The 577-nt window shown below is 52.2% G+C and carries 5 tRNA genes; all 5 read right to left on the reverse strand.

The window, feature by feature from the left end:
• Positions 1–35: 35 nt before the first annotated feature.
• Positions 36–111 (reverse strand) — tRNA-Val (locus tag JQX58_RS15180).
• 45 nt (positions 112–156) lie between these two features.
• Positions 157–233, reverse strand: a tRNA-Asp gene (locus JQX58_RS15185).
• 34 nt (positions 234–267) lie between these two features.
• Positions 268–343, reverse strand: a tRNA-Val gene (locus tag JQX58_RS15190).
• A 45-nt stretch (positions 344–388) separates the two neighbouring features.
• Positions 389–465 (reverse strand) — tRNA-Asp (locus tag JQX58_RS15195).
• Between the two features lie 34 nt (positions 466–499).
• Positions 500–575 (reverse strand) — tRNA-Val (locus JQX58_RS15200).
• Between the last annotated feature and the right edge of the window lie 2 nt (positions 576–577).

Below are 577 nucleotides of genomic sequence, written 5' to 3' on the forward strand. Positions count from 1 at the left end.
CATTGTCATAGGTTGTTTAGCCACTTTCCTATAAGTGGTGGGTGTGGAGAGGTTCGAACTCCCGACATTCGCCTTGTAAGGGCGACGCTCTCCCAACTGAGCTACACACCCATCGTAATGATGGCTTACTACCAACTTACTCTCATCAGAAGTAAGTGGCGGAACGGACGGGACTCGAACCCGCGACCCCCTGCGTGACAGGCAGGTATTCTAACCAACTGAACTACCGCTCCATTGTCATAGGTTGTTTAGCCACTTTCCTATAAGTGGTGGGTGTGGAGAGGTTCGAACTCCCGACATTCGCCTTGTAAGGGCGACGCTCTCCCAACTGAGCTACACACCCATCATAATGATGGCTTGCTACCAACTTACTCTCATCAAAAGTAAGTGGCGGAACGGACGGGACTCGAACCCGCGACCCCCTGCGTGACAGGCAGGTATTCTAACCAACTGAACTACCGCTCCATTGTCATAGGTTGTTTAGCCACTTTCCTATAAGTGGTGGGTGTGGAGAGGTTCGAACTCCCGACATTCGCCTTGTAAGGGCGACGCTCTCCCAACTGAGCTACACACCCAT

The organism is Marinomonas ostreistagni (assembly GCF_016888445.1).
GTDB classification, from domain to species: domain Bacteria; phylum Pseudomonadota; class Gammaproteobacteria; order Pseudomonadales; family Marinomonadaceae; genus Marinomonas; species Marinomonas ostreistagni.